The following is a 24,937-nucleotide window of genomic DNA, read 5'->3' on the forward strand; positions in this document are numbered from 1 at the left end:
CCCACCATGTTCGCAGCACCCCCTGTCATCGAAACCGAGCGCCTGCGCCTCCGCCCGGGGCGTCTGTCCGACAAGGACGTCCATATCGACATGTGGGCGGACGAACGGGTCACGCGCTTTATCGGTGGCGAACCGCGCGCGCCCGACGTCAGCTGGGGCAAGTTCCTGAGCTCGGCCGGACTGTGGCCGGTGATGGGGTTCGGTTATTGGGTCTTCGCCGATAAGGTCAGCGACGCGCTCGTCGGCATGGGCGGCCTCAGCTATTTTTGCCGCGGCATCCCCGAGCTCGAGGGCGTGCCCGAGGCGGGCTGGGCGTTCGACGCCGATCATTGGGGCGCAGGCTATGCGACCGAGGCAATGCGCGCGGCACTCGGCTGGGCCGACGCGAACCTCGACGCCAGCGAAGTGCGCTGCATCATCGACCCGGGCAACGACGCGTCGGAGCGCGTTTCGGCAAAGCTCGGTTTTTGCCGCATCGGCGAGAGCGACGCATTAGGGCATGTGGTCGCGATCTATTCGCGGCCCAAGGGCGGCTAGGCGGCCTCGACCACCAGCACGCCGCCGTCGGCGCTGACCACACGGACCTTGGTGCCTTCGGCCACGTCGGGCCCACGGACCGGCCATTCGCCGTCGCCGACCTTGGCGCGGCCGCGCCCGTCCTCGATCGCCTTGGTCACCGTCAGCACTTCGCCGACGAGACGGCCGCCACGCTGGTTGAGGTGCGGGTCGGCCGTGGTGATCGGGTTCGCCTTGAGCCAGCGGCGGGCGCCGTAGAGGAAGATGAAGGACAGGACGGCGAAGACGCCGAGCTGAAGCGGAATCGAGATCGGCGCGATCCATGCAATAGCGCCGGTCACAATCGCCGCCCCGCCCAGCCAGATCAGGAAGAAGCCCGGCGCTACGATCTCGGCGGCGGCGAGCAGCACGCCGAGCGACAGCCATGCCCAATGCGGTTCCATATTGGTCAGCCAATCGGGCATGTCAGGCTCCCGTCTTGCGCTCGATCGCGTCGCGCGCGAGTTCGCCGATGCCGCCCAATGTGCCGATCAGCTGCGTCGCCTCGACGGGGAACAGGATCGTCTTGGCGTTCGGGCTCGTCGCGAACTGGCTGACCGCCTCGACATATTTTTGCGCGATGAAATAATTGATCGCCTGCGCATTGCCGCCGGCAATCGCGTCGGACACCATCTGCGTCGCCTTGGCTTCGGCTTCGGCTTCGCGTTCGCGGGCTTCGGCGTCGCGGAAGGCGGCTTCGCGGCGGCCTTCGGCCTGCAGGATCTGGCCCTGCTTTTCGCCCTCGGCGCGCAGGATTTCGGAGGCGCGCATGCCTTCGGCCTCGAGGATGTTCGCGCGCTTTTCGCGTTCGGCCTTCATCTGCCGCGCCATCGCGTTCGAGATGTCGGCGGGCGGGCGGATGTCCTTGATCTCGACGCGGGTGATCTTGACCCCCCACGGCGTCGTCGCATCGTCGACGACATGCAGAAGCCGCAGGTTGATCTCGTCGCGCTTCGACAAAGTCTCGTCGAGGTCCATCGAACCCATCACCGTGCGCAGGTTCGTCGTCGTCAGGTTCATGATCGCCAGATAGAGGTCGCTTACCTCGTAAGCCGCCTTGGCGGCATCGAGCACCTGGAAAAAGACGACGCCGTCGACCGCGACCATCGCATTGTCCTTGGTGATGATTTCCTGTCCCGGGATGTCGAGCACCTGTTCCATCATGTTCACCTTGCGACCGACGCGGTCGAAGATCGGCATGATGAAATTCAGCCCTGGCTGCGCGATATGCGTGTAACGGCCGAAGCGTTCGATCGTATAGGCATAGCCCTGCCGGACCGGGGTCAGCGCCCAGACGAGGAACACCAGCGCCAAGACAACCAGTGCGAGTGCGAATTCCATCGATCATCCCCCTGTTGCAAAATTGCGATTTGCAAACCCGCTTCCTTATTGCGGCAATGGCGGGGTTGCGCCACAGAAAAGCGCATGACCCCAAGTGACTATCCGCCGCGCTCGCTGCTCTATGTCCCCGGTTCGAACGCGCGTGCGCTCGAAAAGGCGGCGGGGCTTGCCGCCGACATGTTGATCATCGATCTGGAGGATGCGGTGCCCGCGGATCGCAAGGCCGAGGCGCGCGACGCGATGCGCGGGGCGGTGGCCGCAGGCTTTCCGGGCAAGCGCGTCGCGGTGCGGGTGAATGCGACGGGCACGGCCGAACAGATCGACGATATCGTCGCGATTGCCGGGCTCACGATCGACGCCGTGGTGCTTCCGAAGGTCGATGCGCCGTCCGATCTCGACCCGCTGCGCGGGCTTGGCCTGCCGGTCTTCGCGATGATCGAGACGCCGACGGCGATCTATGCCGCGCGCGATATTGCCGCCGACCCGGCTGTGGCCGGACTCATCGCGGGTCTCAACGATCTCGCGCACGAGCTGAAGCTGCCCGACGGAATGGACCGCGGCGCGATGAGCCATGCGATCCAGGCGATCGTCCTCGCGGCGCGCGCGGGCGGCGTCTGGGGCTTCGACGGCGTCTATAATGCGATCGACGATGCCGCGGGCTTTGCGGCCGAAGCGGTCGAGGGAAGACGGCTCGGTTTCGATGGCAAGACGCTGATCCACCCGTCGCAGGTCGATCCCTGCAACACCGCCTTTGCCCCGTCCGAACGCGAGATCGCCGCCGCCGAGGCGCTGGTGGCCGCGGCAACGGGCGGGGCGCAGCGCCACGACGGCCGGATGATCGAGGATATGCATGTCGCGGCAGCGCGGATGCTGCTCGAACGGGCAGGGCGCGCCTGACGCCGTCGTTCGTCTTTCGACGAACGCGCCTTGCCGGGCCGCGGCGGAAATGCCATGCGGCGGCGCCATGAAAACCACCCGTTTCCACGCCGCCGTTGCGGCCATCGCCCTTCTTGCCATTGCCCCCGCTGCTTCCGCCGCGCCTGCCAAGGGCGACACGCCGATCACCGAGGCCCAGCTTGCCGATCACATCAAGATACTGGCGAGCGATGCGTTCGAAGGACGTGCGCCGGGGACCGAAGGTGAGGATCGCACGATCGCCTATATCGTCGGCGAATGGGCGAAGGCGGGGCTCGAAGCCGTGCCGGGCAGCACAACACCCTGGCTCCAGCCGGTACCCTTCGTCGAAACGCAGGCGCTTGGCGGCAGTGCGAAGTTCAAAGTCAAAGGCCGCGACTTCGCGCTCGAGGATGACGGGATCATCCTGAGCAGCCGCGACGCGTCGACCTCGCTCACCGATCTTCCCGCCGTCTTCGTCGGCTATGGCCTCGACGGCGCGGGCAAGGTCAATGCCGACGTCAAGGGCAAGTTGGCGATCATGCTGTTCGAAAACGCGCTCTTCGGCGACAAGCTGCCGCGCTATCGCGAGCGGCGCCAGATGCTCGCCGATGCGGGTGCATCCGCCGTGCTCGTCATCGCGACCGACGCTGTGCCGTGGACCGCGCTGCGCGAAAGCGCGGGCGCCAAGTCGGTCCGCCTTGCCAGCGCCAAGCCGGGCGCACCGGTCAGCGGCTTCCTGTCGATCGAGGCGGCCGATGCGCTGCTCAAAAAGGCGGGGCAGGATAGCAGTGCGCTTCGCGAAGCCGCAAAATCACCCGATTACAAGGGTGCCGCCCTGCCAGTGACCGCGGACCTGACCGCGAAATCGAACACGCGTCCCTTCGCCAGCAACAATGTGATCGCAAAGCTTCCGGGCGCCAAGCCCGACGGCAAGGCTGTGCTGTTTCTCGGCCACTGGGACCATCTCGGCATTTGTGCGCCCGAAGGCGAAGCGGACCGCATCTGCAACGGCGCGGTCGACAATGCCAGCGGCATCGCTGTGCTGATCGAGGTCGCTAAGCGGCTGGGTTCGGGTGCGCGTCCCGACCGCGACATCTATTTCATGGCGACGACCGCAGAGGAAAAGGGCCTGCTCGGCGCGCATTATTTCGCCGATCACCCGGTGGTGCCGCTGACTGATATCACTGTTGCGCTCAACGTCGACACGATCGCGATTTCGCCGCGCGGCACGCCCGTCGCGACGCTCGGGCGCGGCAAGCCCGCTTATGACGCCGTCGTGCGCGAGGCGGCGACCAAGCTTGGCCGCAAGGTCGACGAGGATGGTGAGGCCGATGCCTTCATCCAGCGGCAGGACGGCTGGGCGCTCGGCGCCAAGGGCGTCACCTCGCTGATGGTCGGTGGCAGCTTTTCGGACATGAAGCTGCTCGAGGCCTTCCTCGGCAGCGACTATCACAGCGCCGCCGATAATTTCTCGGACAAGATCCCGCTCGGCGGTGCCGCAGAGGACGCCGACCTGCATGTCGCGCTCGGCCGGGCGTTCGCCGATACGAAGCGCTGGCCGGGTAAGTGAGCTTCGCCGAATAAGAAACGCCGCCCCCGCTTTCGCAGGGGCGGCGTCATCTACCGGGCTGGCTTTAGGCCGCCTGCTTCGCGCGGTCGGCCATTTCCTGGTTGAGCATTTCGGCGAGCAGGAACGCCAGTTCGAGCGACTGCCCCGCATTCAGGCGCGGATCGCAATGCGTGTGGTAGCGATCGGCCAGATCCATCTGGGTCACGTCCATCGCGCCGCCGGTGCATTCGGTGACATTCTGGCCGGTCATTTCGATATGGATGCCGCCGCCATGTGTGCCCTCTGCGCGGTGCACGGCGAAGAAGCCGCGCACTTCGGCAAGGATGCGCTCGAACGGGCGCGTCTTGTAACCGTTGTTTGTCTTGATGACATTGCCGTGCATCGGGTCGCACGACCAGACGACGGGGTGGCCCGATTCCTTCACCGCGCGCACCAGCTTCGGCAGATGCGCCTCGATCTTGTCGTGGCCGTAGCGCGTGATCAGCGTCATGCGGCCGGCGACATGGTTCGGGTTCAGCGTGTCGAGCAGGCGGAGCAGCGCATCGGGCTCGAGGCTCGGGCCGCATTTCATGCCGACCGGATTGCCGATGCCGCGGAGGTACTCGATATGCGCCGAACCCTCGAAGCGGGTGCGGTCGCCGACCCACAGGAAGTGGCCCGATGTGTCGTACCAGCCGCCGGTCAGGCTGTCCTGACGCGTGAGCGCCTGCTCATAGGGGAGCAGCAGCGCCTCATGGCTGGTGTAGAAGCTGGTGCCCTTGATCTGCGGCACCGTTTCGGGCGTCACGCCGCACGCTTCCATGAACGCCAGCGCTTCGGAAATCCGCGCGGCGGTTTCCTGATATTTCTTCGCCCACGGGCTGCGGTCCATGAAGTCGTGCGTCCAGGCATTGACCTGGTGCAGGTTCGCATAGCCGCCGTTCGCAAAGGCGCGCAGCAGGTTCAGCGTCGCAGCCGACTGGTTATACGCCTTGACCATGCGCTGCGGGTCGGGCTCGCGGCCCGCTTCCTCGAACGCGATGTCGTTGATGATGTCGCCGCGATAGCTCGGCAGCGACACGCCATCGATATCTTCCATATCCGCCGAGCGCGGCTTGGCGAACTGGCCCGCCATGCGGCCGAGCTTCACCACGGGCATTTTCGAGGCGAAGGTCAGCACGACCGCCATCTGGAGCAGCACGCGGAAGGTGTCGCGGATGTTGTTCGGATGGAATTCGGCAAAGCTTTCGGCGCAGTCGCCGCCCTGGAGCAGGAAGGCCTTGCCCTCGGCAACCTTGCCCAGTTCGGAGGTCAAGTCGCGCGCCTCGCCGGCAAACACCAGCGGCGGATAATTGCTGAGCTCGCGCTCCGCCGCCGCGAGCGCATCGGCGTCGCGGTAGGTGGGGAGTTGGCGGGCCTCGTGCGAGCGCCAGCTATGCGGTTGCCAGTTTTTTGTCATATGCCTGTCTTTTCGCGTTCGAATCGAGCGCCACATGGCGCCTCTGCCGCGCGGAAGCAATGTTTCCGGCACGAGCAAACCCGAAAATTAGCATTGTCGTGACATTTGCGCACCTATGCTTTTCTTGAGCGGCAAAAACGGTTAGTTTGTTACGCGCTTTGGATGTGGAGGGGTCTGCGGCCAAGGCTTTTTGCAATCGGCAACGTCATACACCCGGTGGCCCGGCGGCGGGTCGGGATGCGAGCGACTAGCTATGGCGAATTTCGAATCCGCGTGGTTCGTATATGGGGTGCTGCTCCTGTTGCTCGCGACAAGCCTTGTCGTGCGGATCGAATATGCGCGCATGGGCCTTGCCGCGGCGGCGTTGGTGGCGCTGCCGTTGACGCTGTTCCGGGGCCCCGACGTCGGTTACGGCCTACTGGTGCTCGCGATCCTCGCGATCAATATCGGCATATTGGCGCGGCTCTGGTTCGGCGGGACGAATATCCGCTTCACGGCCGAAGAAGAAGAATTGCGCCGCCAACATTTTCCCGAACTTGGCGCGGTGGTTGCGCGCGACCTGATCGATCAGGGAAACTGGATATCGGCGAAGCGCGGCGAGGTGCTGATCCGCGAAAATCAGGCTGCACCCAGTCTTTTCTATCTGGCGGAAGGTAACGCGACGATCCTGCGCGACGGGACCGAGATCGGCAAGCTTTCGGACGGCGCGCTGATCGGCGAAGCGACCGTGCTCGACGGCACGCACGCGACGGGAACGGTGCTGCTGGCCAGCAACGCCCGCATGTGGTTCGTGCCTGCGGCGGCGCTCCGCGCCTATCTGGCGGCGAACCCGGGAATTGCGGGTGCGCTGCACGAAGGGTTCGCGCGCGCGCTGCGCGGCAAGCTGGCGAGTGCGAACACGCGCATCGCGGATCGGCCGTTGATTTCCTGAGCACGCCTTCTCGGCCTCGAAACTGCAACCGGCCCCTGCTACTCCTCTGTCCATGACGATGATTCTCTATGGCATTTCGAACTGCGACACGGTGAAAAAGGCTCGGCGCTGGCTCGACGAGCAGGGTGTCGCCTATCGCTTTCATGACGTGCGCAAGGATGGGCTCGACGCGGCGCGGCTCCAGAGCTGGATCGACGCGGTGGGTTGGGAAAAGCTGCTCAACAAGGCGGGAACGACCTTTCGAAAGCTGCCCGATGCGCAGAAGGACGGGCTCGATGCCGCGTCCGCCAAGGCATTGATGCTCGACCAGCCGGCGATGATCCGTCGGCCGGTCGTTGAGGCCGCGGACGGCATCAATGTCGGCTTTTCGGCCGCTGACTGGCAGGCGCGTTTTGCGGCATGATCCGGTCGCTTGTGGCCCTGCTGGCCTCGATGCTGCTCGCCGGCTGTTCGGCTGACGCGGTGACCGCGCAGCCCACCCTCGATGGCAAGCCGCCGATCGTGATCGCGCATCGCGGCGCGTCGGGCGAACGCCCCGAACATACGCTGGCGGCTTACAAGCTCGCGATCGAGCTTGGCGTCGATTATATCGAGCCCGACCTGGTCCTCACCAAGGATGGTATCCTCGTCGCGCGGCACGAAAATGAGATTTCCGAAACGACCGACGTCGCCGCACATTCCGAATTTGCGGCACGTAAGGCGACGAAGACGATCGACGGGCAAAAGGTCACCGGCTGGTTCACCGAGGATTTCACGCTCGCCGAACTCAAGACGCTGCGTGCGCGCGAGCGGCTGCCGAAGCTGCGCAGCACCGAATATGACGGCCGGTTCGAAATCCCGACCTTCGAGGAAATCCTGACCCTGCTCGCCGAAGTCAACAAGGGCCGGGCAAAGCCGGTCGGCGTCTATCCCGAAACGAAACACCCGAGCTATTTCGTGTCGATCGGGCTGCCGCACGAGGCGCCTTTGCTCGCGATGCTCGATCGCTTCGGATATCGCGGCCGCACCGCGCCGGTGTTTATCCAGAGCTTCGAGGTCGGCAATCTGATCGACCTGCGCGCCAAGAGCGAACTGCCTTTGATCCAACTGATGGATGCCGAGGGCGGCCCGGCCGACCGGCCGGGGACGAGCTATGCCGCCATGACGTCACCCGCGGGGCTGAAGATGATCGCCGGCTATGCCGACGGCATCGGGCCCAATAAGGGGATGGTCATCCCGCGCGGTGCGCTCGGCCGGCTGGGCAAGCCGACCGATCTGGTGCGCGATGCGCATGCCGCGGGGCTCAAGGTTCATCCCTGGACCTTCCGCCGCGAGAATTATTTCCTGCCGCTCGGCGACAAGGGCGGGGTTAATCCCGCGGCGCATGGCGACCTTGCGGGGGAAATCACCGCTTATTTGAACACGGGCATCGGTGGCCTGTTCAGCGACAATCCGCGCGAAGCGGTGGCAACGGTGCGCAAGGAGAGCGGACAATGACCAGGAAAGCCTTGGGCCAGAGCGGCCTGTCGATCCGGTCTTTCGTCCTTGGCGGCAACGTGTTCGGCATGACCGCGGGGCGCGAGGCGAGCTTCGCGGTTCTCGACCGCTTCGTCGAGCTCGGCGGCGGGATGATCGACACCGCCGACGTCTATTCGGCATGGGTTCCGGGCCACAAGGGCGGCGAGTCCGAAAGCATGATGGGCGCGTGGCTCAAGCAAAGCGGCGCGCGAGACCGTGTGCTGATCGCAACCAAGGTTGGCATGATGCCGGGCGGCTTGAAACCCGACCGCATTCGCGAAGCGGCGCAGGGCTCGCTCGACCGGCTCGGTGCCGACGTCATCGACCTTTATTTCGCGCACAAGGACGATCCCGATGTGCCGCTGGACGAAGTGCTCGGCGCCTTTGCCGAACTCGTCGACGCGGGGTTGGTGCGCTCGATCGGCGCGTCGAATTATTCGGCCGAGCGTCTGGCGGAGGCTCTGCGCGTATCGGACGATAAGGGCCTGCCGCGCTACACCGCGATGCAACCCGAGCTCAACCTGCTCGACCGCGACCAATATGAGGGTGCGCTGCAACGGCTTTGCATCGATGAAGGGCTGGGGGTCGTTACCTATTTCAGCCTCGCCTCGGGCTATCTGTCGGGCAAATATCGCGGTGCCGACGACCTCGGCAAAAGCCCGCGCGGTGCGCGGGTCAAACCCTATATGGAGGGCAAAGGCCCGGCGGTGCTCGCGGTAATGGACCGGATCGCGGCGGAGACCGGCGCCACCCTCTCGCAGATCGCGCTGGCGTGGGTCGCCGCGCAGCCCGGTGTAACCGCGCCGATCGCCAGCGCGACGACGGTGGAGCAATTGGACGAGCTGATGGGCAGCCTCGATCTCGAACTGGGCGACGCGCATCTGGCTGCGCTCAGCGCGGCCTGACATTCGGCGGCGCGCCCTTGCGGCGCTGCAACAAAAGGGGCTTTGGCGCTTTCGCCGCGCCGTTTTAGCGGCTAAACCCCCGCGCCATGTCCACGACCTCCAAAACGCTCACCTTCGACACCTCGACCAGCCGCGCCAACCCGACGCCGCAGCCGATGAAACGCCTGACGGTGCCGCGTATCCGCCAGCGCAAGGGCGGCGAGCCGCTTGTGATGCTCACCGCCTACACCGTTCGCATGGCACAGCTGCTCGATCCGCATTGCGACATGCTGCTCGTCGGCGATTCGCTGGCGCAGGTGATCTACGGCTTGCCGCACACGGTCGGCGTCACGATGGAGATGATGGCGCTGCACGGCGCCGCCGTCGTTCGCGGCAGCTATCATGCTGCGGTGATCGTCGACATGCCGTTCGGCAGCTATGAGGGCAGCCCGCAGCAGGCGTTCGACAATGCGGCACGGCTGCTCAAGGAAACCGGCGCCGCGGCGGTGAAGGTCGAGGGCGGCAAGGTGCTCGCGCCGACGATCGAATTCCTCACCCAGCGCGGCATCCCCGTGATGGGGCATGTCGGGCTGACGCCGCAGGCCGTCAACATCCTCGGCGGCTATGGCGTACGCGGCAAGAGTGAGGAAGAGGCGCGTTCGATCGTCGAAGATGCCGTTGCGGTCGCGCAGGCCGGGGCTTTCTCGATTGTGATCGAGGGTGTGCTCGAATCGATCGCGATCGAGATCACGAACAAGGTCGATTGCCCGACCATCGGCATCGGCGCCTCGGCCGAGTGCGACGGGCAGGTGCTCGTCACCGACGACATGCTCGGCATGTTCGACCGGGTCCCGAAATTCGTGAAGCGCTATCAGGATATGGCGGGCGTCGTCAGCGGTGCGGTCAAGGACTATGCCGACGAAGTCAGGTCCCGTTCATTCCCGACCGAGGATCAGACCTACGCAGGTTGAAGCTTCGGCGATCCGCCAAAGTGAAACGCTTGGCGTTTTTCAGTGCCGTCGCTAAGGAAGCGGCCGGCGTCATGCGGAAAGCTTGGGCCAATATTGAGTTTATGGAGGTTTGATTGGCCCTGAGCCCGACGAATGATGCCGCGCTGTTGCAGGAAGTCGACGAAGCCGTCCGCAAGGACCGGCTCGACACGATCATGCAGCGTTATGGCCGCTGGATCATCGGCGGCGTGCTCGCCGCCCTGCTGGCGTTCGGCGGCTATCTGTTCTGGAACCACCGGCAGGATGCCGCGCGCGGCGAGCAGGCCGAGCAGTTGATCGCGGCGTTCGAGAAGATCGGCACCAATCAGCCGCGCGCCGCGACGACCGACCTGCAGAAGCTCGCGGCTGAAGGCGATCCCGCGTACCGCGCGGTGGCGCAGATGCAGGAAGCGAACATCAAGGCACAGACCGGCGACCTGAAAGCCGCCGCCGCCCTGATGGCGAAAGTTGCCGCCGACACCAAGCTCGACCAGGCGCTCCGGGATCTCGCGCTGATCCGCCAGACGGCATTCGAATATGACACGCTGAAGCCCGAGGTGGTGATCGCGCGGATGAAGCCGATGGTCGATGCGAAGGATCCGGCGTCTAGCTGGTTCGCGAGCGCCGCCGAGCTCTCGGCGACCGCGCATTACCAGCTGGGCCAGTTCGACCAGGCGGGCGCGCTTTATGGCCGCATCGCCAAATTGCCTGATGTCACCAAGTCGCTGCAATCGCGTTCGGTGCAGATGGCGGGCATGCTCGGCGTCGATGCGGTTGCCGATCGGGCGGCCGAAAGCGCCGCCAAGGACCAAAAAGGCAGTGCCGCGCCGAAGGCAGCGGCAGCCGCAAAGACTGAGGAAGCCAAGTAATATGCGGAATGCGCGTTTCGGAATTTATGCGGCGCTGATCGCGCTGCCGCTTGCGGGCTGCGGTGTGCTGAAAGGCGACGGCGGGCCGAAGACGCCGACCGTTGGCGACCGCGTGTCGATCCTGTCGAACGACAATAGCGTCAAGGTTGATCCCGCCACCGCGTCGATCGCGGTCGTGCTGCCCGAACCGGCGGTTAACGCCGCCTGGGCGCAGTCGGGCGGCAACGCATCGAAATCGATGGGGCACCCGGCGCTGGCTGCGACGCGCACGAAGCTGTGGGAAGCCAATATCGCGGGCAGCACAAACAAGCAGCGGATCGCAGCATCGCCGGTGATTGCTGACAACCGCCTGTTCGTCGTTGATACCGACGCCGTTGTCACCGCCTTCGCCGCCGACACGGGCGCCAAATTGTGGAGCGCGTCGATCGGCAGCACGGGCAAGGATTTCAAGGCATCGCTGTTCGGCGGCGGCGCCGGGGTCGACGGGAATGTCGTCTATGCGACGAGCGGCGTCGGCGACGTCGCGGCGCTCAATGTCGCCGACGGCTCGGTGATCTGGAAGGTCAAGCCCGCAGGCCCGCTGCGCGGCGCACCGACGATCGCGTTCGGCGGCGTCTATGTCATCAGCCAGGACAACCAGATTTTCGCGCTCAATGCCGCTGACGGAGCCGTCCAATGGCAGGCGACCGCGTCGGCGGAGGCGGGCAGCGTGTTCGGCGCCGCGTCGCCCGCGGCGGGACAGGGGACAATCGTCGCCGGCTTCTCGTCGGGCGAAGTGCAGGCCTATCGTTACGAAAACGGCCGCGACCTGTGGGAAGACGCGCTCGCGCGTACGTCGATGGCGCTGTCGGTGTCGACGCTCACCGACGTCGACGCCGATCCGGTGGTCGATCGCGGCCGCGTCTTCGCACTCGGCCAGGGCGGCCGCATGGCAAGCTATGAGCTCGTCACCGGCCAGCGTAGCTGGGAAATCTCGATCGCCGGCATCTCGACGCCCTATGTGGTCGGCGAGTGGGTTTATGCGATGACCGACGACGGCAAGTTGCTGTGCGTCGCGCGCTCGAACGGCAAGGTTCGCTGGCTCCAGCAGCTCGCGCGCTTCCGCGTCGAAACCGAAAAGAAGAAAAAGGACCCGATCCGCTGGACCGGACCGATTCTGGCGGGTGGCCGCCTGATCGCGGTCAACAGCGAGGGGATCTTGTCGGAATTTTCGCCGACCGACGGATCGCTGCTGGGCACGACCGATTTCAAATCGCCGCTGTCGCAGGCTCCGGTGGTCGCGAACAATATTTTGTACGTCCTCGCGGACGACGGGAAAATCACGGCCTGGCGCTGACACGCGTCCGGGCCGGGATGGCCCGGACAGATACAGGGATTTAATTTCATGTCGCGATTGGCGACGATTGCCATTGTCGGCCGACCCAATGTGGGCAAATCGACGCTGTTCAACCGGCTGGTCGGCAAGCGCCTTGCGCTCGTCGACGACCAGCCCGGGGTGACGCGCGACCGGCGCGAAGGCGACGGCAAGCTGCTCGGGCTCGAATTCCGCATCGTCGATACCGCGGGTTTCGAGGATTATGACGCGGCCACGCTGCCCGGCCGGATGCGCGTGCAGACCGAAAAGGCGGTGCGCGAAGCCGACGCCGCCTTGTTCATGATCGACGGCCGCGCCGGGGTGACCCCACTCGACGAGGAAATTGCGCGCTGGCTGCGCAGCGAGGACACGCCGATCATCCTCCTCGTCAACAAGGCCGAGGGGAAGCAGGGCGAAAACGGCCTGATGGAGAGCTATTCGCTCGGCTTCGATAATCCGATCGCGCTCAGCGCCGAACATGGCGAAGGGGTGGTCGACCTGTTCGATGCCCTCCGCCCGATCGTCGAGGCTTTTGACGCGGCCGAGGCCGAAGCGTCACCGCCGCCGGTCGAGGGTGAGGACGACGAAGACGTGCCGCTCGGCCCGATGAAGCTCGCGATCGTCGGCCGCCCCAATGCCGGCAAGTCGACGCTTATCAACCGCATGATCGGCGAAGACCGCCTCATCACCGGGCCCGAGGCGGGGATCACGCGCGATTCGATCCGCGTCGACTGGCAATGGGAAAAGGACGGCGAGGTTCACGAGATCCAATTGTTCGACACCGCGGGTATGCGTAAGCGCGCCAAGGTTGTCGAAAAGCTGGAAAAGCTCTCGGTCGCCGACGCGCTCCACGCGGTCGATTTCGCCGAGGTCGTCGTCCTGCTGCTCGACGCGACCAAAGGGCTTGAAGCCCAGGATCTGCACATCGCCGACAAGGTGCTGCAGGAAGGCCGCGCGCTGATCGTCGCGCTCAACAAATGGGACGTGGCCGAAAACCCCTCGTCGCTGTTCAACGGCGTTCGGGGTGCGCTCGAGGATGGGCTCAGTCAGGTCAAGGGCGTCCCGGTGCTCAGCATTTCGGGCGCCACCGGCAAGGGCATCGACACGCTGGTGCGCGTCGCGTTCGAACAGCGCGCGATCTGGACCAACCGCGTCTCGACCGCGAAACTCAACCGCTGGTTTGAAAATGCCGTTGAAACCAATCCGCCGCCGGCGCCCGGCGGCAAGCGGATCAAGCTGCGCTATATTACGCAGGCGCGGACGCGGCCGCCGACTTTCGTCGTCTTCGGCACGCGAACCGACAGCCTGCCGGGCAGCTACACGCGTTATCTGGTCAACGGCATGCGCAAGGAACTGGGCTTCCAAGGCGTTCCGGTGCGCCTCAATTTCCGCAATTCGCGCAACCCCTATGACGAATGAAGCGTCGACGCTGGTCGTCGATGCACGCGGCATGCGCTGTCCCTGGCCAGCGCTACGGCTCGCGCGGGCGATGCGGAATGCATCGGACGTGCTGCTGATCGCCGACGATCCGCAGGCGGGGCGCGAAGTCGCGGCGCTGGCGGGCGAGCATGGCTGGTCGGTCGAAGCCGATTCTGCCTCCGCCACCGAAGGCCGCTGGCGCGTTCGCCGCTGACCCAAAACGGGGCGCCTTGCGCCTCAAGACCCCTGACACCGTAACGTCTTTTTTACCCAACTTCGGCATGGACGGCTTGGGACCACGGCCGAATTTGAACACCAAGGGACGAAAACATTGGACGAAATCCTGGTCGATTGGGATGAGTTTCGCGCGACGCGCACCCAGCTGGGCGCCGCGTTCGTACGGATTCTCGGCTATTTTCGCGAAGACGGCACCAAGTCGGTGGCCGCGATCGAAGAGGCGATGCGCGCCCGCGACGCCCGCGGCCTTGTCATGCCGGCGCACACGCTGAAAAGCGAAGCGCGTCAGTTCGGCGGCGAGAAGCTCGGCGCGCTGGCGGAGGATATCGAGGTGTTCGCGCGCCACTGCGTCGAAAGCCAGATCAGTCCCGAAGAATATCTGCCGCGCGTCGTCACGCTGCGCCCGCTGTTCGAAGAGACGCTCGCCGCGCTCGAGCGCGAAGCCAATCCACTCGTCCAGCGCCGCCCGACCGGGTTCGACCGTGCCGTCGGCTACTGACGCATCGGTTGCAGCCGGCCGCGCGCAAGGCTGCGCCATAACCATTCGAGCGGGCCATAGCGAAAGCGGTCGAGCCATGGCTTGGACCAGAGCAGCATGACGGCCCACATGCCGATGCAGAACAGATAAAGCGTCCAGCGGTCGACGTCGCCGAACAGGCCGATTCCATAGCCATAGAAGATCGTCGTCATCACGATGCTGGTGCCGAGATAGTTGGAGAAGGCCATCCGGCCCGTCGCCGCGACGCGTGCGATCCACGGCGCGTCCGCCGCGCCCTTGATCAGCAGCACGAGCAAGGCGGCGTAGGCGACCGTCATCATCAACCGCCCGGGCCCTGCCCACGCCATGAAGGCATTGACCGCGACGAGATAGTCGAAGCCCGCCTGCCACTGAATCCAGCCGACGAGCAACGTTAGCAGCACGCCGGGGGGCAGCCAGCGCATCGCCGTCCGCCGATAGTCGGCGGCCGCCCATGCGCCCGTCAGGAAGCCGTTCCGGAACAGCGCCATGCCGAGCATCATCAGTGGCAGCGTCTCCAATATCGTCATCAGCACACCGATGAACGGATTGATGGCGGTATCGAGCCGCGAGCCGAGAATCGGAAGATAGGGGCCGCGATAGAGCGCGAGCTCCTCGGTCACCTCGCCGTCGATCTTGGCATATTCGGCGCGGACCTCGCGCCCGGCTTCGGCCATCGGCGATGCGGGATTGTCGGCCGCATTCCCGACCGCAAGCTGCGCGCCAAAGAAAAGCGATGTCAGCACGACGCCGAGTGTGAAGAGGCCGATCGCCCATTTGATCAGCCGTCGCGCTTCCCACGCGCGGAAGCGGAAGGTGACGCAGCCGACCGCAGCATAGAGGAAGAGGATGTCGCCCCACCAGATGAAGAAATAATGGCAGAGCCCGAAGATCGCGAGCCACGCCATGCGACGGTAGTGGACCGATCCCGGGCTTTGCCCCGACCCCTCCGCACGGTCGATGATCAGCAGCATGCTCGCGCCGAACAGGATCGAGAACAGCCCGCGCATCTTGCCGTCGAAAAGGAGGAAACCGAGGGCCCAGGCGGCGAGGTCGGCGGCGGTCTCGCCGCCATAGGCCTTGGGCGAGACATAGGCCATTTCGGGCATCGCGAAGGCGACGATATTCATCGCCAAAATGCCCATCACGGCGAAGCCGCGCAGCGCGTCGAGGGTGACGAGGCGTTCGCCCGCAACTTGTCTGTCTTCGCGCATATCGCCCTCCACTGTATTATCTGTCTATAACGGCTGGCGCGACGATCCGTCCAGCGCTTTAACCTGCTATTGACATCTATGTCAGTAATGCTATCTCGACATCATCACCTGATTCGAACGAGACCAGCCATGATCCCCACCATCTTCTCCCACCCCGACCGCCAGCCGCAGAAGTTCCGCCCGTTCAAGGCGTTCCAGCACTTCCGTAAGCTGATCAAGGACAAGGAAGACACCGAACAGGTGTTTCACATCTTTGAAAACCTGCCGCGCAAGGGCTTCATGGACGATGCGCGCGCTTTCGTCGAAAGCGATTTCGGCAAGAAGCTGATGGAGCGCGAGCCCTATTTGCCCGACCTGCTCGACGACCATAGCTGGATCGACGAACTGCCCGAGGGCACGGTCGGCCACGCCTATGTCACCTTCATGCGCCGCGAAGGCCTGTCGGCTGCGGGCCTCGTCGCCGAAAGCGAGAAGATGGGCCGCCCGCAATATGACGACCAGGTGCAATGGTATTCGAACCGCCTGCGCGACACGCACGACCTGTTCCATATCCTGACCGGCTATGGCCGCGACGCGCTCGGCGAACAGTGCGTGCTCGGCTTCACCTATGGTCAGACGGGCAATTACGGCAATGCCTTCATCGCCTATGCCGGTGGCTATGAAGTGAAGCGCGGCGTCAAGAGCGACGCGCCGGTGATGGGCGCGATCCGCCAGGGCCAGCGCCACGGCAAGGCGTCGAAGGCGATCATCGAACAAGACATCCGCTCGCTGCTCGCCGAACCGCTCGAAGCCGCGCGCGCGCGCCTCGGCATCGGCAAGCCGACGCTGTATGAGGAAGCGCACCGCGCGTACCGCAACCGCGGTATCGACCCGTACAACTTCCTCGCGGCAAAGGCTGCGATGGCCTGACCTGCACCCGGCGCAAGCCGGGGCCAGCTAATCCAGCTTCGCGATCAGCGCCTGCGCTGCCGCCGGGTTGCGGACCTTCGCGCCCGATATGAAGAAGATATAGACGTCGCGGTCGCCTTTGGCCCAGTCGCAAGCTTGCTTGGCCCAGTGATCCAGCCCTTTGGCGTCATAGCCGGTTTCGACATCCTCCTGGCTGCGCTGAAGCCGGGCATAGGTGAAGTCGGCGGTCTGTTCGTCGATACACGGGAATTCATCGCTGTCGGCAAAGACGACCGCCATGTTGCGCTCGCGCAGCATGTCGATGAATGCCGGGTCGCGGAAACTCTCGTCGCGCACCTCGATCGCATGTCGCAACGGCAGGCCATCCTGACTGTCGGGAAGCAGGTCGAGGAAGCCCGCAAAATCGTCGCGGTCGAACTTCTTCGTCGCCATGAACTGCCAGTGGATCGGGCCGAGCCGGTCGCCGAGCCGGGTGAGGCCCTGCGTCAGGAATTTCTCGATCGATGCCGCGCCGTCTTTCAGCACCTTGCGATTGGTCGTGAAACGTGACGCCTTGACGCTGAACTGGAAACCATCGGGCACCGATGCTGCCCAATTGGCAAAGGTCTCGGGCTTCTGGCTGCCATAATAGGTGCCGTTGATCTCTATCCCGGTCAGATGCTGCCCAGCATATTCGAGCTCGCGCTTATGCGCGAGCCCGGCGGGATAGAAGGGGCCGCGCCACGGCTCGAAGGTCCAGCCGCCGACTCCGACATGGATGCTCATCGGCCCCTCTCTTTCATTATGCGAGCGCCGCGTCGGCCCCCATCAGATTCGGGAAGAAACCTTCATGCGCATCGCGAAGTTCGGCGAGCGTCACCTGATGGTCGCTGCCCTCCAGTTCGAAGACGATGCGGTCCTTGATCGTGCGGCCGACCGGATCGACCGGCACATCGGCGCGGCCCGCGGCGTCGAGGAAGTCGGCGAGGCAGGTGTCGCAGACGGTGACGAGATAGAGGCCCTGATCCTCGCCGAAGAAGCTTTCGGCGACGCCGAAGGGCTGTTCTTCGCTGACGAGCACGCCGATGTTCGACTTCAGCGCCATTTCGGCGAGCGTTACCGCCATGCCGCCGTCCGAGACGTCGTGGCAGGCCGTGATCCAGCCCGCATTGATCGCGCCGCGGATGAAGTCGCCCGTGCGCTTTTCGCAGCGGAGGTTCACCTCGGGCGGCGGACCGTCTTCGCGGCCGTGGATTTCGCGCAGCCATACCGACTGGCCGAGATGGCCGGCGCGTTCGCCGACCGCGAGCACGATGTCGCCCGTACGCTTGAAGCCGATGCCGACCGCGCGGTTCAGATCGTCGATCACGCCGACGCCGCCGATCGCGGGGGTCGGCAGGATCGCACTGCCGCCGCCGGTCGCCTTGGATTCATTATAGAGGCTGACGTTGCCTGAGACGATCGGATAGTCGAGCGCGATACACGCCTGCGCCATGCCGTCGAGGCAGCCGACAATCTGGCCCATGATTTCGGGGCGCTGCGGGTTCGCGAAGTTGAGGCAGTTGGTGATCGCGAGCGGCGTCGCGCCGACCGCGCTGATGTTGCGCCAGGTTTCGGCGACCGCCTGCTTGCCGCCCTCGACCGGGTCGGCGTAGCAATAGCGCGGGGTGCAGTCGGTCGACATCGCAAGCGCGCGGTTGGTGCCGTGGATGCGGACGAGCGCGGCGTCGCCGCCGGTCTGCACGGTATCGGCGCCGACCTGGCTGTCATATTGCTCCCAGATCCAGCGGCGGCTGGCGATATCGGGGGTGCCCATCAGCGTCTTGAGGTCGGCGGCGACATCCTTCGTTTCGGGGACGTTCGTCAATTCAGCCTGCTTAGGCGTCGGGACGTGCGGGCGGTCGTAGAGCGGCGCGTCGTCGGCGAGCGGCGCGAGCGGGATGTCACAGACGATCTCACCATGATGCTCGAGCACCATGCGGCCGGTGTCGGTGACGGTGCCGATGACCGCGAAATCGAGTTCCCATTTGTGGAAGATCGCGGCGGCGAAATCCTCGCGGCCGGGCTTCAACACCATCAGCATGCGTTCCTGCGATTCGGACAGCATCATCTCATAAGCCGTCATGCCGGTTTCGCGCTGCGGCACATCGTCCATCTTGAGGTGGAGGCCGACGCCGCCCTTCGACGCCATTTCGACCGACGATGACGTAAGCCCGGCTGCGCCCATGTCCTGGATCGCGACGATCGCGTCCGACGCCATCAGCTCGAGGCACGCCTCGATCAGCAATTTTTCGGTGAAGGGGTCGCCGACCTGCACCGTCGGGCGCTTCTCCTCGGCATCCTCGCCGAAGTCGGCCGACGCCATCGTCGCGCCGTGGATGCCGTCGCGGCCGGTTTTCGAGCCGACATAGACGATCGGATTGCCAACGCCCGACGCGGCCGAATAGAAGATCTTGTCCTGTTCGGCGACGCCGACGGTCATCGCGTTGACGAGGATATTGCCGTCATAGGCCTTGTGGAAATTGACCTCACCGCCGACGGTCGGAACGCCGACGCAATTGCCATAGCCGCCGATACCGTGGACGACGCCCGAGATCAGATGCTTCATCTTCGGATGGTCGGGGCGGCCGAAACGCAGCGCGTTGAGGTTCGCGACGGGGCGCGCGCCCATGGTGAAAACGTCGCGCAAAATGCCGCCGACGCCGGTCGCCGCGCCCTGATAGGGTTCGATGTACGACGGGTGGTTGTGGCTCTCCATCTTGAAGATCGCGGCCAGCTTCTTGCCGTCCGGGCCTTCCCCGATGTCGATGACACCGGCATTTTCGCCGGGGCCGCAGATCACCCACGGTGCTTCGGTCGGCAGTTTCTTGAGGTGGAGGCGCGAGCTTTTGTAGCTGCAATGCTCGGACCACATGACCGAGAAGATGCCGAGTTCGACAAGGTTCGGCTCGCGCCCGAGCGCGTGCAGGACGCGATCATATTCTTCCGGAGACAGGCCGTGTTCGGCAACGATCTCGGGGGTGATGACGGAGGCGGGCGCGGTTGCTGTCTGAGTCATGGCGCGCCTTTAGCCCCGTGCGCGCAAAACGAACAGACCCCATGATGCATTTTGCACCATGGGGTCTGCGGTCGGAGAGCGGGATTAGCGCGAGGCGAGCGTGGCCGTCTCGATCTTGAGCGGCTGCACGTCGCGCAGCGCGAAGCTGACCTGCTGCGAGCCGACGGTGCCGCGGACGCGGTGCTGGCCGACGCGGAGCGTGAACGGCTTGCCGGTGCGTTCCTCGACGCCGCTGATGACGCGCGTGTCGCCAACCTGTGTGACGGTGTAGCTGTAGGTCGCACCCTCATGCTCGAAGCGGTTGGTCGGCGCATCCTTCGCGAAGGCAATGGACGGCGCCAGCGCGAGCAGGCCGAGGGCGGGGAGAATGTATTTTTTCATGATGCAAGTCCTTGTCTAGTGAACAAAACTTGCCTTTGAGCCCCTCTCTTCTTGTGCGGTGCAACATGGATGCTGGCGCGCGCGCCAGCAATTGCAAAAAACAGAAGCGTGATTGCGTGCGGTGAAGGGGTCAGGCCGGGCGCGGCGTCGCAAGCTGCCGGTTGGCGCCAGCCCATGCGGCGGTGCCGGCGAGCAGGATGTAAGCGAACAGCATCGTCGCGGGGATGGCGAGCGAATAGGCCGGCTCTTTCGGCCCGAACCAGTCGACCGTCTGCGCAAAGGCGAGCAGCGCCGCGAGTACCCATAAGCGCCCATTGCCCGCAGGGGCCCAGGTGCGTCGCATATAATAGACGAAGGCCCCGCCGGTCAGCAGCATCTCGAGCGGCATCGCGATCAGCGGGTGGTCCCACAGGCCGAGCCCGAGCTTCGGCGGCATGCCGTAGAGGGTGAGATCGGGGATATGGACGAGGAGGTCGATGAACCAGTGCGACACCACGACCAGCGCCGCGCCGATCGCGGCTTCCTTCCTTTTGGTCGCGAACCAGACGAGCACGCCGAAAATCTTTGCCCAGATCAGCGCGCCGAGCAGGCTGTGCGTATAGGGCATGTGATGCAGGTCCATCGGGTTCATCGCGGTGATGCCGGGGACGATGCGCATCGCCTCGATCCCCGGGATCAGCAGCGCGGCGAAGCCGATGTCGACGAGCTGCGCGGCGACGAACAATGTCCCGAGCCCGGCGGCCCGTGGGCGGGCGGCAGCGATCAGCGCCGGGGCGAAATGGCCGATGAACATGGCGCGAGGCTATAGGGCAAAATCACCACGTCAAGCTTGACCGGACGGGGGCGAAGGGGCCAAAGCAGGGCGATGACGGACACCCCCGAAACCGCTGCCGCCCCCGTGATCGCCTCGCTATCGTTCGAAGCCGCGATGGGCGAACTCGAAACGATCGTGCGGCGCCTCGAAAGCGGCGACGTGAGCCTCGAGGAATCGGTGGCGCTTTACGAGCGGGGCCATGCGCTGCGCGGCCATTGCGAGGCGCGCCTCGCCGCGGCGCAGGCGCGGATCGAACAGGTCAGCCTCGGCGCCGACGGCCGCCCGGCGGGAACCACCCCCTTCGGCGAAAGCTGAGCCATCATGGCGTCGGTCGACAGCGAAGTTTCGCGCGGCACACAATTGCTCTTTTCCACGCAGGCCGAGGTCGTCGCGGGCATCGACCGCCTGTTCGACCAGTTGCTGCGCGTGCCCGCCGATCCGCGTGGACCGCTCTATGAGGCGATGCGCCACGCGGCGATTGCCGGCGGCAAGCGGCTACGCCCGCTGCTGGTGCGCGCTGCGGGCGACCTGTTCCACGTCGACCGTGCGCTGACCTTGCGCGTCGGCGCGGCGGTCGAGGCGATGCACGTCTATTCGCTGATCCACGACGATTTGCCGTGCATGGACGACGACGATATGCGCCGCGGCAAGCCGACGGTGCACAAGGCGTATAACGAGGCGACCGCAGTGCTTGCCGGCGACTCGCTCCATGCCCTCGCATTCGAATGGCTGTGCGACCCAGTGACCAGCGCCGATCCCTTCGTACGCGGCGAGCTTTGCTGCGAACTCGCGCGCGCCGCGGGGCCGGCGGGCATGGCGGGCGGTCAGATGATGGACCTTGCCGCCGAGACGTCGAATTTCGACCTGCCGACGGTCACGCGGCTGCAGCAGCTCAAGACCGGTGCGCTGATCGCCTTTTCGGTCGAAGCGGGCGCGATCCTCGCGCGCATTCCGCCCGAGGGCCGCGCGCCGCTGCGCGCCTATTCGCGCGACATCGGCCTCGCGTTCCAGATCGCCGACGACATCATGGACGTCGAGGGTGACGAGGCGCTTGCGGGCAAGGCGCTGCACAAGGATGACGCCGCGGGTAAGGCGACTTTCGTCACCCTGATGGGGCTCGAGCGCGCACGCGAGCAGGCGACCGTGCTCGTCGAGCAGGCGATCGGGCATCTTTCGAATTTCGGCGACGAGGCGGCGCTGCTGCGCGCGATCGCCCGCTATGTGGTGGAAAGGGACCGTTGATGCGTATTGGGGTTTATCCCGGAACCTTCGACCCGATCACGCTTGGGCATATGGACATCATCCGCCGCGGCGCGAAGCTCGTCGATCGGCTGATCATCGGCGTGACCACCAACATCGCGAAATCGCCCCTGTTCGACGACGACGAGCGGATCGCGATGGTGAAGGCCGAGGTGGCGGGGATCGAGGGGAATATCGAGGTCGTCGGTTTCAACTCGCTGCTGATGGACTTTGCCGACGCCCAGGGCGCATCGATCGTCGTGCGCGGCATTCGCGGCGTCACCGATTTCGAATATGAGTATCAGTTGACGGGCATGAACCGCCAGCTCAACGCGCGTGTCGAAACGGTCTTTTTGATGGCCGACGTCAGTCTTCAGCCGATTGCGTCGCGGCTGGTCAAGGAAATCGCGATCTTTGGCGGCGACATCCACAAATTCGTGACGCCTTCGGTACGCGACGCGGTCGTGGCGCGCATCGCCGAACGGGGGCTGCTCCAGGGCGAGCGCTGATACCGATCATTGAGCGTTCAGCTTTTTCCCGCTAGGGCGCGCCATCGGGGCGCAAATCCTGTTACATTCTAAAGGCCGATCCAGCATGAAATCATCCTTCCGCCCCTTGGTTCTTACGGCGATGGCGTTCGGTCTTGCGGCTTCGGCCGTCGCGCAGGATGCGCCGCCCGCACCGGGGCCGAACCCCGAGCAAAGCCCGCCCGCGCCGCCGGTCGAAACGCCCGCGCCCGCGCCGGTCGAAACGCCGACCGCGCCTGCACCTGCTGCGGCAGAGGCGACGCCGGAAACCGCAGCGCCGGCGGTGCCCGCGATGACCCCCGACCAATATATCAACAATCCCGAATATATGCTCAACATCGACCTTTCGACGGGCGGCCGGGTCGTGATCCAGCTTTATCCGAACGTTGCGCCCAACCATGTCGAGCGGCTGAAGCAGCTCGCGCGCGCGGGCTTTTACGACGGCATCAAGTTCCACCGCGTGATCGACGGCTTCATGGCACAGACGGGCGATCCGACAGCGACCGGGCAGGGCGGCTCGCAGCTTCCCGACCTCAAGGCCGAATTCAACGTAACCCCGCATCTGCGCGGCACGCTGTCGATGGCGCGCGCCGAGAGCGAGGACAGCGCGAACAGCCAGTTCTTCATCATGCTCCAGCCGCGCTTCGCGCTCGACCGCCGCTACACCGCCTTCGGCCGCGTGATCTCGGGCATGCAATATGTCGACGCCATCCATAAGGGCGAGCCGCCCGAAGTGATGTCGCGCATGGTGCAGGTGTCGGTCGCCGCCGACAACAAGCCGATGCCGCCGGCGTCGATGCTCACCGAAACGGTGCCCGCGCCCGCTGTAGCGCCCACCGTGACGGTCGATGAGCTCAACGCCCCGATCAAGCAGTAAGCGCGGGGACGCGCCACAAGATCATGCGCGTCGACGCCTTCGATTTCGATTTACCCAATGAGCGTATCGCGCTCCGCCCCGCGCGCCCGCGCGATGCGGCGCGGATGCTCGTCGTCGACGGCGGTGCGATCGTCGATGCGGGGGTTGGCGACCTGCCCACGTGGCTGCGCCCCGGCGACTGCCTCGTCTTCAACGACACGCGCGTCATCCCGGCGCAGCTCGAAGGGCAGCGCGGCGACGCAAAGATCGGCGCTACCCTGCACAAGCGCATCGACCTGCGCCGTTGGCAGGCGTTCGTCCGCAACGCCAAGCGGCTGCGTGTTGGCGAGAGCGTCGATTTCGGCGCCGGCGTCGAGGCGATCGCCGAGGAGCGGCTCGCCGACGGCAGCTTCATTCTCGCCTTCGCGGGGGACGAACCGGTCGAGATCCTGCTCGAACGCGCAGGCACGATGCCGCTGCCACCCTATATCGCGGGCAAGCGCCCCACCGACGAAGACGATCGCAGCGATTACCAGACGATGTTCGCGCGCGAGGACGGCGCTGTCGCGGCGCCAACCGCGGCGCTGCATTTCACGCCGAAGCTGCTCGAAGCGCTAGCGGCTGCGGGTGTCGGCTCCGAAACGCTGACGCTGCACGTCGGCGCCGGTACCTTCCTGCCGGTAAAAGCCGACGACACCGAAGATCATGTCATGCATGCCGAATGGGGGCGGATCGACGCCGAGACGGCTGCACGGCTCAACGCCGTGCGCGCGGCGGGCGGCCGTGTGATCGCGGTCGGCACCACCAGCCTCCGCCTGCTCGAAAGCGCGGCGCAGGACGACGGCATTATCGCGCCCTTCGCGGGCGACACCGCGATCTTCATCACCCCCGGCTACCGCTTCAAGGCGATCGATGGGCTGATGACCAATTTCCACCTGCCGCGTTCGACGCTGTTCATGCTGGTCAGCGCGCTGATGGGGCTGGAGACGATGCAGGCGGCCTATGCCCATGCCATCGAGCACGCATATCGCTTCTACAGCTATGGCGATGCGAGCCTGTTGCTGCCTGGCGCGAAATGAGCCGCGTTCCCGGTTAAGTTTTGTTTCATTGTCGCTGCCGATAACCGGACGAATCGTGCGTCGTTCGTGCGAATCCAGGCAATGAAAAACTACCGACAGTGCCGCCGGGCAGGCGGCTGCACGACCGAATCGCGGCTTTACGAGCATGTCGTGTGCGCGGCAGATCGAGCGCACGGTGCAATATAAACATATGTTATAAAACGGCTTTTCGTTGGGCTTTTAGAGTCTTTTTGAACGCTAATGACTCGTCTTGCCACTGTTCGATTTCGATACAGCTTGGCCAAATCGGGCGTTTCGGGTCGCGCGCTCCGGACCGGACCGGGCGCGCGGCGCCGCCAGCGGGGAAGGCGCGCCGCCATCCGATCCATAGGGCGCTAAGCTTC

27 protein-coding genes are annotated in these 24,937 nt (G+C 65.1%); 19 read left to right on the forward strand and 8 right to left on the reverse strand.

What is annotated here, in order from left to right; all coding sequences use genetic code 11:
* Nucleotides 1-6 precede the first annotated feature (6 nt).
* Nucleotides 7-537, forward strand: a complete 531-nt coding sequence (locus tag GGC65_RS16740) for a GNAT family N-acetyltransferase (RefSeq protein WP_192648192.1) — start codon at nucleotides 7-9, stop codon at nucleotides 535-537.
* Here the strand turns inward: GGC65_RS16740 and GGC65_RS16745 are convergent.
* Together GGC65_RS16745 and GGC65_RS16750 are read right to left on the reverse strand one after the other, a co-directional pair.
* On the reverse strand, nucleotides 534-980 hold the full coding sequence (locus GGC65_RS16745) for an NfeD family protein (protein ID WP_192648193.1): 447 nt from the start codon (nucleotides 978-980) through the stop codon (nucleotides 534-536). The two genes, GGC65_RS16740 and GGC65_RS16745, sit on opposite strands and share 4 nt — an antisense overlap.
* A gap of 1 nt (nucleotide 981) precedes the next feature.
* Nucleotides 982-1,896, reverse strand: coding sequence for an SPFH domain-containing protein (locus tag GGC65_RS16750; RefSeq protein WP_192648194.1), 915 nt, complete (start codon nucleotides 1,894-1,896; stop codon nucleotides 982-984).
* Between the two features lie 84 nt (nucleotides 1,897-1,980).
* Between GGC65_RS16750 and GGC65_RS16755 the strand changes: the two genes are divergently transcribed.
* A complete protein-coding gene (locus GGC65_RS16755) occupies nucleotides 1,981-2,793 on the forward strand; it encodes an HpcH/HpaI aldolase/citrate lyase family protein (protein WP_192648195.1) in 813 nt (270 codons plus the stop codon).
* Between the two features lie 67 nt (nucleotides 2,794-2,860).
* Nucleotides 2,861-4,363 (forward strand): M28 family peptidase, encoded by a 1,503-nt coding sequence (locus tag GGC65_RS16760; RefSeq protein WP_225940867.1) that lies wholly within the window; start codon nucleotides 2,861-2,863, stop codon nucleotides 4,361-4,363.
* 64 nt (nucleotides 4,364-4,427) lie between these two features.
* On the opposite strand, the gene GGC65_RS16765 is transcribed toward GGC65_RS16760, so the two are convergent.
* Nucleotides 4,428-5,801, reverse strand: a complete 1,374-nt coding sequence (locus GGC65_RS16765) for a class II 3-deoxy-7-phosphoheptulonate synthase (RefSeq protein ID WP_192648197.1) — start codon at nucleotides 5,799-5,801, stop codon at nucleotides 4,428-4,430.
* Nucleotides 5,802-6,054: 253 nt separating this feature from the next.
* Here GGC65_RS16765 and GGC65_RS16770 point away from each other — a divergent pair, with 253 nt between their 5' ends.
* The 10 genes from GGC65_RS16770 (at nucleotide 6,055) to GGC65_RS16815 (ending at nucleotide 14,480) form a co-directional block, all read left to right on the forward strand.
* Nucleotides 6,055-6,732, forward strand: coding sequence for a cyclic nucleotide-binding domain-containing protein (locus tag GGC65_RS16770; protein ID WP_192648198.1), 678 nt, complete (start codon nucleotides 6,055-6,057; stop codon nucleotides 6,730-6,732).
* 52 nt (nucleotides 6,733-6,784) lie between these two features.
* Nucleotides 6,785-7,135 (forward strand): ArsC family reductase, encoded by a 351-nt coding sequence (locus GGC65_RS16775; protein ID WP_192648199.1) that lies wholly within the window; start codon nucleotides 6,785-6,787, stop codon nucleotides 7,133-7,135.
* Complete coding sequence (locus GGC65_RS16780; protein ID WP_192648200.1) at nucleotides 7,132-8,208, forward strand: glycerophosphodiester phosphodiesterase; 1,077 nt, start codon at nucleotides 7,132-7,134, stop codon at nucleotides 8,206-8,208. Before GGC65_RS16775 ends, GGC65_RS16780 begins: the two co-directional genes overlap by 4 nt.
* Nucleotides 8,205-9,134, forward strand: coding sequence for an aldo/keto reductase (locus GGC65_RS16785; protein ID WP_192648201.1), 930 nt, complete (start codon nucleotides 8,205-8,207; stop codon nucleotides 9,132-9,134). Before GGC65_RS16780 ends, GGC65_RS16785 begins: the two co-directional genes overlap by 4 nt.
* An 86-nt stretch (nucleotides 9,135-9,220) precedes the next feature.
* Nucleotides 9,221-10,084 (forward strand): 3-methyl-2-oxobutanoate hydroxymethyltransferase, encoded by an 864-nt coding sequence (panB, locus tag GGC65_RS16790; protein WP_192648202.1) that lies wholly within the window; start codon nucleotides 9,221-9,223, stop codon nucleotides 10,082-10,084.
* Nucleotides 10,085-10,197: 113 nt separating this feature from the next.
* Entirely contained in the window at nucleotides 10,198-10,971 is a 774-nt protein-coding gene (locus GGC65_RS16795; protein WP_192648203.1) for a tetratricopeptide repeat protein, read from the forward strand.
* A gap of 1 nt (nucleotide 10,972) precedes the next feature.
* A complete protein-coding gene (locus GGC65_RS16800; RefSeq protein ID WP_192648204.1) occupies nucleotides 10,973-12,307 on the forward strand; it encodes a PQQ-binding-like beta-propeller repeat protein in 1,335 nt (444 codons plus the stop codon).
* Between the two features lie 48 nt (nucleotides 12,308-12,355).
* Complete coding sequence (gene der, locus GGC65_RS16805) at nucleotides 12,356-13,744, forward strand: ribosome biogenesis GTPase Der (protein ID WP_192648205.1); 1,389 nt, start codon at nucleotides 12,356-12,358, stop codon at nucleotides 13,742-13,744.
* A complete protein-coding gene (locus GGC65_RS16810) occupies nucleotides 13,734-13,958 on the forward strand; it encodes a sulfurtransferase TusA family protein (RefSeq protein ID WP_192648206.1) in 225 nt (74 codons plus the stop codon). Before der ends, GGC65_RS16810 begins: the two co-directional genes overlap by 11 nt.
* A gap of 117 nt (nucleotides 13,959-14,075) precedes the next feature.
* Nucleotides 14,076-14,480 carry an Hpt domain-containing protein gene (locus GGC65_RS16815; protein ID WP_192648207.1) on the forward strand — a complete coding sequence of 135 codons (405 nt, stop codon included), beginning with the start codon at nucleotides 14,076-14,078 and terminating at the stop codon, nucleotides 14,478-14,480.
* Here GGC65_RS16815 and GGC65_RS16820 read toward each other — a convergent pair.
* Entirely contained in the window at nucleotides 14,474-15,712 is a 1,239-nt protein-coding gene (locus GGC65_RS16820) for a DUF418 domain-containing protein (RefSeq protein WP_192648208.1), read from the reverse strand. The two genes, GGC65_RS16815 and GGC65_RS16820, sit on opposite strands and share 7 nt — an antisense overlap.
* Before the next feature lie 129 nt (nucleotides 15,713-15,841).
* Here GGC65_RS16820 and GGC65_RS16825 point away from each other — a divergent pair, with 129 nt between their 5' ends.
* Nucleotides 15,842-16,621 carry a Coq4 family protein gene (locus tag GGC65_RS16825; RefSeq protein ID WP_192648209.1) on the forward strand — a complete coding sequence of 260 codons (780 nt, stop codon included), beginning with the start codon at nucleotides 15,842-15,844 and terminating at the stop codon, nucleotides 16,619-16,621.
* 27 nt (nucleotides 16,622-16,648) lie between these two features.
* Here GGC65_RS16825 and GGC65_RS16830 read toward each other — a convergent pair whose 3' ends face one another.
* The 4 genes from GGC65_RS16830 to GGC65_RS16845 form a co-directional block, all read right to left on the reverse strand.
* The gene (locus GGC65_RS16830) at nucleotides 16,649-17,386 is read right to left on the reverse strand and encodes a DUF72 domain-containing protein (protein WP_192648210.1); all 738 of its coding nucleotides are present in this window, start codon (nucleotides 17,384-17,386) and stop codon (nucleotides 16,649-16,651) included.
* Nucleotides 17,387-17,402: 16 nt separating this feature from the next.
* On the reverse strand, nucleotides 17,403-19,658 hold the full coding sequence (gene purL, locus GGC65_RS16835) for a phosphoribosylformylglycinamidine synthase subunit PurL (protein WP_192648211.1): 2,256 nt from the start codon (nucleotides 19,656-19,658) through the stop codon (nucleotides 17,403-17,405).
* An 84-nt stretch (nucleotides 19,659-19,742) separates the two neighbouring features.
* Nucleotides 19,743-20,039 (reverse strand): hypothetical protein, encoded by a 297-nt coding sequence (locus GGC65_RS16840; protein ID WP_192648212.1) that lies wholly within the window; start codon nucleotides 20,037-20,039, stop codon nucleotides 19,743-19,745.
* A gap of 130 nt (nucleotides 20,040-20,169) precedes the next feature.
* Complete coding sequence (locus GGC65_RS16845; RefSeq protein WP_192648213.1) at nucleotides 20,170-20,832, reverse strand: hypothetical protein; 663 nt, start codon at nucleotides 20,830-20,832, stop codon at nucleotides 20,170-20,172.
* A gap of 72 nt (nucleotides 20,833-20,904) precedes the next feature.
* Here GGC65_RS16845 and GGC65_RS16850 point away from each other — a divergent pair, with 72 nt between their 5' ends.
* The 5 genes from GGC65_RS16850 to queA all read left to right on the forward strand — a co-directional run bounded on the left by GGC65_RS16850 (nucleotide 20,905) and on the right by queA (nucleotide 24,554).
* Nucleotides 20,905-21,168 (forward strand): exodeoxyribonuclease VII small subunit, encoded by a 264-nt coding sequence (locus GGC65_RS16850; protein WP_192648214.1) that lies wholly within the window; start codon nucleotides 20,905-20,907, stop codon nucleotides 21,166-21,168.
* Between the two features lie 6 nt (nucleotides 21,169-21,174).
* A complete protein-coding gene (locus GGC65_RS16855; RefSeq protein ID WP_192648215.1) occupies nucleotides 21,175-22,095 on the forward strand; it encodes a polyprenyl synthetase family protein in 921 nt (306 codons plus the stop codon).
* The gene (coaD, locus tag GGC65_RS16860; RefSeq protein WP_192648216.1) at nucleotides 22,095-22,601 is read left to right on the forward strand and encodes a pantetheine-phosphate adenylyltransferase; all 507 of its coding nucleotides are present in this window, start codon (nucleotides 22,095-22,097) and stop codon (nucleotides 22,599-22,601) included. The genes GGC65_RS16855 and coaD overlap by 1 nt, the downstream gene beginning before the upstream one ends.
* An 85-nt stretch (nucleotides 22,602-22,686) precedes the next feature.
* Nucleotides 22,687-23,496 carry a peptidylprolyl isomerase gene (locus GGC65_RS16865; RefSeq protein ID WP_192648217.1) on the forward strand — a complete coding sequence of 270 codons (810 nt, stop codon included), beginning with the start codon at nucleotides 22,687-22,689 and terminating at the stop codon, nucleotides 23,494-23,496.
* A 23-nt stretch (nucleotides 23,497-23,519) separates the two neighbouring features.
* Nucleotides 23,520-24,554: a tRNA preQ1(34) S-adenosylmethionine ribosyltransferase-isomerase QueA gene (gene queA / locus GGC65_RS16870; RefSeq protein ID WP_192648218.1), complete on the forward strand. Its 1,035-nt coding sequence runs from the start codon at nucleotides 23,520-23,522 to the stop codon at nucleotides 24,552-24,554.
* Nucleotides 24,555-24,937 lie beyond the last annotated feature (383 nt).

Source organism: Sphingopyxis sp. OAS728, from assembly GCF_014873485.1.
GTDB lineage: Bacteria > Pseudomonadota > Alphaproteobacteria > Sphingomonadales > Sphingomonadaceae > Sphingopyxis.

Excerpts from the sequence above, each read along its gene's own strand:
- GGC65_RS16740 (WP_192648192.1), top strand. The coding sequence starts at position 7 with ATGTTCGCAGCACCCCCTGTCATCGAAACCGAGCGCCTGCGCCTCCGC.
- GGC65_RS16745 (WP_192648193.1), bottom strand. The coding sequence starts at position 980 with ATGCCCGATTGGCTGACCAATATGGAACCGCATTGGGCATGGCTGTCG.
- GGC65_RS16750 (WP_192648194.1), bottom strand. The coding sequence starts at position 1,896 with ATGGAATTCGCACTCGCACTGGTTGTCTTGGCGCTGGTGTTCCTCGTC.
- GGC65_RS16755 (WP_192648195.1), top strand. The coding sequence starts at position 1,981 with ATGACCCCAAGTGACTATCCGCCGCGCTCGCTGCTCTATGTCCCCGGT.
- GGC65_RS16760 (WP_225940867.1), top strand. The coding sequence starts at position 2,861 with ATGAAAACCACCCGTTTCCACGCCGCCGTTGCGGCCATCGCCCTTCTT.
- GGC65_RS16765 (WP_192648197.1), bottom strand. The coding sequence starts at position 5,801 with ATGACAAAAAACTGGCAACCGCATAGCTGGCGCTCGCACGAGGCCCGC.
- GGC65_RS16770 (WP_192648198.1), top strand. The coding sequence starts at position 6,055 with ATGGCGAATTTCGAATCCGCGTGGTTCGTATATGGGGTGCTGCTCCTG.
- GGC65_RS16775 (WP_192648199.1), top strand. The coding sequence starts at position 6,785 with ATGACGATGATTCTCTATGGCATTTCGAACTGCGACACGGTGAAAAAG.
- GGC65_RS16780 (WP_192648200.1), top strand. The coding sequence starts at position 7,132 with ATGATCCGGTCGCTTGTGGCCCTGCTGGCCTCGATGCTGCTCGCCGGC.
- GGC65_RS16785 (WP_192648201.1), top strand. The coding sequence starts at position 8,205 with ATGACCAGGAAAGCCTTGGGCCAGAGCGGCCTGTCGATCCGGTCTTTC.
- panB (WP_192648202.1), top strand. The coding sequence starts at position 9,221 with ATGTCCACGACCTCCAAAACGCTCACCTTCGACACCTCGACCAGCCGC.
- GGC65_RS16800 (WP_192648204.1), top strand. The coding sequence starts at position 10,973 with ATGCGGAATGCGCGTTTCGGAATTTATGCGGCGCTGATCGCGCTGCCG.
- der (WP_192648205.1), top strand. The coding sequence starts at position 12,356 with ATGTCGCGATTGGCGACGATTGCCATTGTCGGCCGACCCAATGTGGGC.
- GGC65_RS16810 (WP_192648206.1), top strand. The coding sequence starts at position 13,734 with ATGACGAATGAAGCGTCGACGCTGGTCGTCGATGCACGCGGCATGCGC.
- GGC65_RS16820 (WP_192648208.1), bottom strand. The coding sequence starts at position 15,712 with ATGCGCGAAGACAGACAAGTTGCGGGCGAACGCCTCGTCACCCTCGAC.
- GGC65_RS16825 (WP_192648209.1), top strand. The coding sequence starts at position 15,842 with ATGATCCCCACCATCTTCTCCCACCCCGACCGCCAGCCGCAGAAGTTC.
- GGC65_RS16830 (WP_192648210.1), bottom strand. The coding sequence starts at position 17,386 with ATGAGCATCCATGTCGGAGTCGGCGGCTGGACCTTCGAGCCGTGGCGC.
- purL (WP_192648211.1), bottom strand. The coding sequence starts at position 19,658 with ATGACTCAGACAGCAACCGCGCCCGCCTCCGTCATCACCCCCGAGATC.
- GGC65_RS16840 (WP_192648212.1), bottom strand. The coding sequence starts at position 20,039 with ATGAAAAAATACATTCTCCCCGCCCTCGGCCTGCTCGCGCTGGCGCCG.
- GGC65_RS16845 (WP_192648213.1), bottom strand. The coding sequence starts at position 20,832 with ATGTTCATCGGCCATTTCGCCCCGGCGCTGATCGCTGCCGCCCGCCCA.
- GGC65_RS16850 (WP_192648214.1), top strand. The coding sequence starts at position 20,905 with ATGACGGACACCCCCGAAACCGCTGCCGCCCCCGTGATCGCCTCGCTA.
- GGC65_RS16855 (WP_192648215.1), top strand. The coding sequence starts at position 21,175 with ATGGCGTCGGTCGACAGCGAAGTTTCGCGCGGCACACAATTGCTCTTT.
- coaD (WP_192648216.1), top strand. The coding sequence starts at position 22,095 with ATGCGTATTGGGGTTTATCCCGGAACCTTCGACCCGATCACGCTTGGG.
- GGC65_RS16865 (WP_192648217.1), top strand. The coding sequence starts at position 22,687 with ATGAAATCATCCTTCCGCCCCTTGGTTCTTACGGCGATGGCGTTCGGT.
- queA (WP_192648218.1), top strand. The coding sequence starts at position 23,520 with ATGCGCGTCGACGCCTTCGATTTCGATTTACCCAATGAGCGTATCGCG.